The sequence below is a fragment of the Bifidobacterium sp. POST2/T3 (B1) genome, from assembly GCF_058197115.1.
Map to the genome: position 1 here is coordinate 1 of NZ_JBVPQK010000098.1, position 8474 is coordinate 8474.

The 8474-nt window shown below is 55.2% G+C and carries 5 protein-coding genes; 1 reads left to right on the forward strand and 4 read right to left on the reverse strand.

Annotated elements, in window-relative coordinates; translation table 11 throughout:
• Nucleotides 1-935 precede the first annotated feature (935 nt).
• Complete coding sequence (gene trxB / locus AC0AP0_RS06165; RefSeq protein ID WP_490429731.1) at nucleotides 936-1880, reverse strand: thioredoxin-disulfide reductase; 945 nt, start codon at nucleotides 1878-1880, stop codon at nucleotides 936-938.
• 110 nt (nucleotides 1881-1990) lie between these two features.
• Between trxB and AC0AP0_RS06170 the strand changes: the two genes are divergently transcribed.
• Complete coding sequence (locus tag AC0AP0_RS06170) at nucleotides 1991-2341, forward strand: hypothetical protein (RefSeq protein WP_490429732.1); 351 nt, start codon at nucleotides 1991-1993, stop codon at nucleotides 2339-2341.
• A gap of 1132 nt (nucleotides 2342-3473) precedes the next feature.
• On the opposite strand, the gene AC0AP0_RS06175 is transcribed toward AC0AP0_RS06170, so the two are convergent.
• The 3 genes from AC0AP0_RS06175 to AC0AP0_RS06185 all read right to left on the reverse strand — a co-directional run.
• Nucleotides 3474-4688, reverse strand: coding sequence for a D-alanine--D-alanine ligase family protein (locus AC0AP0_RS06175; protein ID WP_490429733.1), 1215 nt, complete (start codon nucleotides 4686-4688; stop codon nucleotides 3474-3476).
• Between the two features lie 3 nt (nucleotides 4689-4691).
• The gene (locus AC0AP0_RS06180) at nucleotides 4692-5975 is read right to left on the reverse strand and encodes an aminotransferase-like domain-containing protein (protein WP_490429734.1); all 1284 of its coding nucleotides are present in this window, start codon (nucleotides 5973-5975) and stop codon (nucleotides 4692-4694) included.
• Between the two features lie 243 nt (nucleotides 5976-6218).
• On the reverse strand, nucleotides 6219-8474 hold a 2256-nt coding region (locus AC0AP0_RS06185; RefSeq protein ID WP_490429735.1), incomplete at its 5' end, for a protein kinase family protein.

The window sequence follows — 8474 nt, forward strand, 5'->3', positions numbered from 1 at the left end:
AAGGTGGCCATCAAGGGCACTAAAAAGCACGGGAAAATAGAAATCGTGTTTTCTTCGCCTGAAGACATGGACCGCATCGTTGCCCTTCTCTTGGAAAAGAATCAATCTGCAAGTAATGACAGTCATTCTGGCGATAAAGGCTGGGTTTGATCCCATTCTGAAAGTGAGACTTCAGGATTTGTTTATCCAAACCTTGCCGTTAAAGTGAGCGATTGCTTCATAACCCGATCGAGTTTAGTTTGAGCTGATGAGCAATCGCTAAACTTGTCTTAGGGCCAGAATGATTGGGCATCATAGGTATGTTCCATTCACTGATCAGATATATCAGTGCTGAAAAAGTTCGATTAATCAGCATGAAGCTGGAAAATAGCCAGCCGGCAGGCAGTTGGATTGTGAATCGCTACAGACCTGGTTACTCAGGTCATTTTGTCGGGTAGCTATATCTAGTCGTATCGGTATCTCGCCTTCATACTTGTCAGTAGTGTGATGGGTACATTCAATCGAAAGATATGCAGTTAGTCGTTGTTGGCAAGCCACCTATTCGGCCATGTTGGAATTGTTGTTTGTGTGTTTATCATCTGGTAAGTAATAAGCCCTTGCTTTTGTGCGGCTTTTCAATGAGGTTGGCTTTAGCCGTTGAGGTGAGGTGACAGATTCGTGCAGCGCAACCTTGAGAATTTCAGTTGTGGCGTTAGAAAGAGGTGGGCTCTGTTGTGGCAAGTTGCATCAGTGGAAAGTGGCTTGTGTCAGCAGAGGATGATTTGAGCTGCTGTGGGGCAGGGAATGTTCCTGTTGAGTAGGGTGTCCGGTGGATGTCAATGAGGAATAAAAGGAAACTAAATATAGGCAGCTGCGCATAATCGATAAACGAAGTGCCTGGCAATTGTAAACTGCCAGGCACGTAAATTCTTGTTTGCCGAGGCGCGTATCAAGCCCTATCGGTTATCCAAATTCGTAAGATACTCCTGAGCATCTAAAGCAGCACGGCAACCCATGCCAGCAGCGGAAATGGCCTGACGATAGATCTTGTCGGTGACATCACCAGCGGCAAAGACCCCAGGTGTAGAAGTCTTCGTTGACCCACCTTCGACCAGGATATAGCCGTCCTGATCCAGATCAACTTGGCCATTAAGGAAAGCAGTCTGAGGAGTGAATCCAATGGCTACGAAGACTCCATTAGCTGGAATAGTGGACTGCTGGTCAGTGGCTGTATTGCGGACATCCAAAGAGGTTACGCCGCTATCGTCGCCGTTGATCCGAGTGACGACCGAATCAAGAAGGAAGTTGATCTTGTCATTTGCCTTGGCACGGTCCACCATGATTTTTGAAGCGCGGAAGCCCTGGCGACGGTGGATCAGTGTAACAGAAGAGCCAAAACGGGTCAGGAAGTCCGCGTCACCCATGGCAGAGTCGCCTCCACCAACCACTACAATGGCCTTGTCCTTGAAGAAGAAGCCGTCGCATGTGGCGCAGTAGGATACCCCTCGTCCTGAGAACTCACGCTCGCCGGGAATATCCAATTTACGATATTGCGAGCCAGTGGTGATGACGACGACTCGAGCTTGATATTCTTCGCCGCCATCGGTGGTGATCCGCTTGACGTCTCCGCTCAAGTCAACTGAGACGACATCATCGTATTCAATCTGAGCACCAAAATGTTCGGCCTGATCACGCATCTGATCCATAAGATCGGGGCCGAGCACTGCTTTAGGGAATCCAGGGAAGTTCTCTACTTCCGTCGTGTTCATAAGCTGACCGCCAGGTGTTAGGGCTCCTGCAATAACGAGTGGAGCATATCCAGCCCTGCTAAGATAAATGGCGGAGGTGTAACCTGCTGGTCCGGACCCTATAACAATCGCATCATGAACAGTTTGCTTCATAACGCTACTGTATCTATTCAGGATGACTGAGTCACATGCGGTGGGCGAAAAAGAGCGCTTGTTAGCTCACAGTAAGCTCGGTTCTGACAGGGGCAGGCTATTCTTGAACCATGGAGAAAACTGTGATAGTCGCCATCCTAACCAATCTTGGGACGATTCTGGTGCTGATCTGGTTTATGCTCCGAGTTGATCGATTGCTGCGGGAGCATCCCAGCCATCAAACAAATGATAAGAGCGAGGATGACAGCTGGCATAGCTGGCGTTTTTGGAATCCTCCAAGCCCTGATGACAACAACGACGAGTTGGGCGCCGATTCTCTGACAACAGACAAAAGCCTTGGGGCTGATGAAGATATGACTGCTAGGAGTGCCGGCCGGTGTTCATCATCAACTCAGGAAGAAACTGTTGAAAGTTCTTCGCGCGCTTCAAACAAGAGCGAGGAAAGCAAAAGAAACAAGTAAGGAATATCTAGCTAGGCCGTAGGCAGCTCAATCATGGTGGGGTACTGTTTCAATTGTTTGTTTGATCTTACGAAAGTATGGTCCTTCAACAAAGACGGATGCGCCTGTAATATGTATCCACTGATCTGCAAGGTCTCTATGGGCTCTTATTGATGGCTTTTGAGCGGTCGCGGGGGAGCGAACCGATCGTAAGCGATATGACTCGAAAGATGAATTCAGATAGGAAGATCGTGTTCTCAGCGATGAGGACGAACAAATTACGGTTAATGAATTGACGCAACAATGCCAGTGACGGAATTGCGATTTACTGGTGCGGACTTAGCTTTCGTTCGAAGTTCTTGATGCCATAGTAGCGATGACTCGATTCTCGAAGGCAGAAAAGCAGTGATGTCTACACCTTATATGTAGTCAATTCAGCTTGATAAACATCTTGGTAAAACCATTCTGTGCCGATTGGTGCAGAATTCCCAATGATTGCTGTCCTAGAAAGGTTGTATTCATTTTTATCTGACCCATTGCTTTATTAGACTCGCACTTTTAACTGGCGGGATTCGCTGCCGGTCATAGGCGTTGTGCCGTGAAGTAAGTCGATCACCCCAGAATGTTTCACGTGAAACATTCGATATCGACCACGATTGCATGCATGGGTGTGGAGCGATACAGCAGTATATTGTGAGTTGAGTTCCGGAGAATGACCGGCCATTCTGGCATCGGCTATTTATTAGACCGCCTCTCTTCTGCAGGTCAGCCTAGTCGACAATATAAAAACCGAGACTAGGTTGAGCATACCTTTCAGTCAGTGTTAGCTTTGACTGAGTAGTGAAGGAGAAGTGGGGGTCAAGATTAACAGATAGAGGGAGCGGAATAACCGACGATGAGTGGTGACCGGTGAACAACTGACGTTTGGTGGCCAGAGAAGAATGAACGCAGAATAGAGCATCGTGCTCAATGAGTACAAACTGTTGGTCCGTGTAGTGTGCTCATCTTGTGCACTATCTGCCCTGCCTGTATTCGCAGGCTACGTATATTGCAAGTCCGCGTGATGCATATTGGGCAATTTACACACCATGCATCATGCGGACTTTCCTTATGCTAACCGAATGGTAGGCAGAACCAGATAGGCTTTGGGATTTCAGTCGGTTCGTTTTTGATTCAAAACTGATTGAACCAATGCCGTGTATAGCTCTGGCAAGTTGTAGCCAGCCGCCTGGGCTGATTGGGGCAGAAGCGAGGTGTCCGTCATGCCGGGCGCCACGTTGGACTCCAGGAATTGCGGCTGACCTTGGGCATCAACAATGAAGTCGGTGCGTGAGATATCGCGGAGTCCCAAAGCCTGGTGGGCAGTCAGTGCAGCATCGCTCACAGCCTGTGTGGTTTTGGCGTCCAGTCGGGCTGGAACATAAAACTCCGTTGGGCCGGGGGTGGAACGAGCCTCGAAGTCGTAGGTACCTGAGGGAGTCCAGATTTCGAGCGGAGGCAGGACCAAGGGGTGTCCGTCGAATTCGAGAATGGAGACGGAGACTTCAGTGCCCGTGACAGCCTGTTCGATTAGAGCCACATCACCGTAGGCGAAACAGTTGATCAACGCCTGAGTGAGCTGGCTCTGTTCAGTCACCATGGTGCAACCCATGGCTGAGCCGCCCATGGTGGGCTTGATGAAGAGCGGGAGCCCCAGCGAACCTAGAAGCATATCGATAACGGGTTCGACTCCCAGCTCGCGGAACATGGATTCGGGCAAGGTCACGGAATGTGGCGTCTGCAACCCGGCCATGCGGACAACATTCTTGGCGATGGGTTTGCTCCATGCGGTCCGAGAGGCCTTGGCCCGGGATCCAATGTAGGGCAGTTCCGCCATCTCTAAGACATCACGGATGGAGCCGTCTTCGCCGTTGGCGCCGTGCAGCAGAGGCCAGACCAGATCAGGGCGGGTCGACTCATCGGTCAGGTAGGGCAGGAGCGAGCCATCCATGTCGTGGACGTGGACCGTCCATCCGGCCTCCTCCAGGAATCCCTGGACGCGATGCCCCGAGCTGATGGAGACGTCGCGCTCATGGCTGAGGCCGCCGCAGATAACCAGGAGGGACTTATCGGCACGCTTGGTGGCCTTGCTCGCCAGGGAGAGGACATCGTCCATGGTGAACGGCGTGGCCTCACGAGTGGAGCGATGCGAGGTCCGCCTGGCTCTTTTGGCCGGTTCGCCAGCAGCCGTGGTCGCAGTGGTGGTTGCGGTGTTGGCCGGGCTGGCGACTGCGGTTGTCATCGCGCTCGCAGTTGTCTTGGCCTTGCCGGCTGCCGGAGTTTTGCCGCCGGTCTGCTGCCGTGGTGTCTTGCTGTGCTTGGCCGCCATGATTCAGCCCCTTTCCTTGCCGCTGTCGGGCTCGAACAGCCGGACGGTGGCGAGTTCATTCTCGATGACCGTTGACAGTCTGCGTATTCCCTCTCGGATCCGATCGGGAGTGGGGTAGCAGAAAGACAGGCGCATATGGTCCGCGCCCTCCCCGTTATCGTAGAAGGCTGTGCCTGACACGTAAGCCACCTTGGCGGTAATCGCCCTGGGCAGCATGTCCTTGGCGTTGAGCCCTTGGGGTATCTGCAGCCAGATGTAGAAGCCGCCCTTGGGCTTCAGCCACGAACAGTAGGGCAGATATTCCTTCAAGGCCTTGTCCATGGCATCGCAGCGTTCCTTGTACATTCCCCGGTAGTCGTTGATCTGCGATTTCCAGTCAAAGTTGTCCAGATAGGTGGTGATGGTCATCTGGCTCATGTTGGAGGGGCAGAGAATGGCTGACTCGTTGGCCAAAACCAGCTTCTGTCGGATGCCAGGAGGTGCAACCATCCAGGCCACGCGCATGCCCGGGGCGATAATCTTGGAGAAGCTGCTCAGGTAGACAATGCCCTCGGAGTCGTAAGAGCGCAGGGCCGGATAGGTCTGGCCGTCGAAGGCCAGCAGTCCATAGGGATTGTCCTCCACTATGAGCACATGGTATTTTTTAGCGATCTCGATGACTCGTGGCCGCCGCTCGACGCTCATAGTGGCGCCGGCAGGATTGTGGAAGTTGGGTACGGTGTAGAGGAACTTGACTGCCTTGCCCTGGTGGCGCTGCTCTAGAATGGTTTCCTCCAGAGCCTCGGGAATCAGCCCGTCTCCATCCATGGCCACGTTGACTACATCGACCTGGAAGGATTGGAAGACACCCAGAGCGCCCACATAGTTGGGCGCCTCAGCCAGCACCACATCGCCGGGGTCGCACATGATCCTGGTAATCAGGTCCAGTCCAGACTGGGAACCGTTGACGATAACCACATCATCCGGCTGGACGTCCTTGATGCCTTCCAGCTCCATAATGGGCAGCACGTCTTCGCGCAGATGGGGATCGCCCTGCGCTGACCCATACTGCCAGGCCACCTGCCCCTTGCTCCGCAGCATGTCGCCGAGCTGGTCGGCCAGCTTATCAAAGGGCATCCGGCCCAGGTAGGGCATCCCGCCAGCCAGTGAGACCACCTCAGGCCGATTGGCCACGGCGAAGAGGGCACGAATCTCGGATGCGCGCATCTGCTCGGCTCGTGTTGCATAGGAGCTATACCAAGGATCGTTCTTGATAACCTTGGACGCAATATTGGGATCATCCGCCATAACTGACTTCCGCCTTCCTGCCGCCGTTGTCTAAGGAAACTGTATTACCTGCGGGCGTTATGTAGGAGGAAAAATCCAACACATTACCATTTCGGTACACCCTATGATATCGGCATATGGATGGGTGGGCAGTCATGTCTGGCCGATGGGGTCCAAGGAGCTTGCAGGCAATTGTGGTTGACAGGTGGTCTGTGAGTCGACGTCGGGGTGATTCGCCTTGTTGCCGCCGACCCATAGTCATGCTCAGAAGGCTTGGACGGAAGTGAAGCGCAGGGTGTTTCCTGGCATGCCGTCCATGGGCACCCAGACGACCAGGTCCTGAGTCGTCACCGGCTCGCGTAGGGTGACCTGGGTGGTTCCTGAGGCATCGAAGCTGAAGTCGGCCAGCGGCTGTCCCTGGTTGGGCTGAGCTGCCGTGGAATTCGCATAGATTTGGGCGTGGCCGCCACTCTGAGGCGCGACGATGGTCAGGCGAGAGACCTCTTCCGGCTGGGTCAGATGCATATACCATCCATAACCCTGAAGGCCGGCAGGCTTGTTGAGGAAGAGCTGTCGACTGGTCTGATATGCCGTGGTGTTCTTGGGCTTGGGCGGATCGGGAACCTTTCCTGCCTCCTTATCAGCGTGGCTGACCTTATCGGTATCAGCATCGGTGCCAGCCCGAGCCTGATCATCGCCGTTGTCATTGCTGGAGGGAGTTGCTTCCTCGCTCTCATTGGTCTTGCCTGGGAAGGGCACGTTAGACATGACCGGCCAGCCGCCCTCACTTTTGCCGACTTTGGATCGTGACCCAGTAATGGTCGAGAGGGCCCAGACCAGGGCCACCACAACGATTACCGCCGCTATGGCAATAACCACTGAGCGAGTTGTGAAGCGACCGAACAGGCGGGTGTCAGCCATATCGGTATCATCATTCAGATCCTTATCCTGCTCATCGTCAGGAAGTACCGAGTAAGTCACCGGCACGGGCATGGAGTGGATTTCAGGTGTGAAGCTGGGGGGCAGGGGCTCCATGACTGTGGTCTGCTGCTCCTCCTCATCGAAATCAGTGTTCTTGGAGGAGCGGGCTGCCTGGGTAGGGGCCTTGGTCTTTTCAGAAGTAGCGGAGGAGCGAGGGTGTTCACTCCGGGCTGCGGGTTCTCCTTCACTTTCGACATGAGATTTGGCGGCCGCAGCGTCTGTTTGGCGCGTATGTGAACCTCTGCTGTCCTGTGAAGCGTTCAGGTTGGACGTTGCCTTGGCCTGGTTGCTGCCGACTGCCGGACCGTTCTCCCCGCTGCTGGACTTGTGGAAGTCCCACTGGGAGAAGCCTCGTTCCACGGGATTGTTGGCAGTCACGCCATTGCCGCTGAGAGCCTCGGAAGGTTTACGCTGATCGCCTTTGACGGTCGGCACCCGTCCGGTCACAGCCTTGGACTCTTCCTCATACATGGCTGCGGGCCTGGCCGTTGTCGCCCTGAGTGCGCTCACATCCATGGCCTCCGTCTTGCGGGAGGAGCTGTTCAGCGAGCGCAGCCGCTGGCGTTCGTCAAAGAGCGAGAAGAGATCGGTATCCGTATCCTCTGGATTGAGCATCTCGATCTCGCTGCGGCCGGGGAAGAGCAGTTGGTTGGTCTTCCAATGCGGCTCATGGTGAGACACGGTCTGCGCGGCAGGCAGGGCCGAGGAGGTCAGCCCCGCGGGAAGCGGGAGTACATTCTTGGGATCCACCGGGCGCAGGGCCACGGCTTCGATGGAGGCACGGCCGTCCAGCTCGGGCCAGATCAGATCGCTGTCGGTCAGTTCCTCAGGCGGAACCCAGGGGCTGAGCAGGGCCGAAAGCTCCGCCAGGGTGACCAGTGGGACCGGTACGGCTCCCTGCTCATTAGCCAGCCCCAATCCACGCATGCAGATGATTCTGAACTCTTCTGGGGTCTGCTTGGGCAGTTTCTGCAGACTGGGCTGCCGCCCGTCCTGATCGGCCCGTCTGGTCAGCATGGCATAGAGCACACCGGCCAGCTCACGTATGGCATATTCCTCGTCCGTCAGTCCCATCTCAGTTGAGACCGACGGGTGTTCAAGCATGGGCGATATGGGGGCATCGGCCAGGGTGATCGAGGCTGGAGCCAGCCTGATGGTGCTCGTGGAGACCGCATAATCGACCATGCCGGCGGCATGCAGGGTGCGCATGGCCTCGGTGACCTCTCCCATGATGGTGCCGATGGCCCGGTCGCTGAGCGTTCCCCCGGCGGGTCCGTGCATGTAGTCCCTCAGGGACATGCCAGCATCGGGGGCGGTGACGATCAGGGAGACCTTGTCACGAGTGTGCAGTTGGTAGACCGGGGTGAAACGGCGGTCCTTGCTCAGCGCCAGGCTGGAGGCGTTGACGTTGATCCGGTCCATGCAGGTGGAATCCCCGGCGATGAAGAGCTGGCAGTCCCTATCCAGGACCTTGTCCTTGGCCCGCCAGGCGCTCAGACCGTTCGCGCGGCGGAGCAGGGTGACCAGGGTATATCTGCC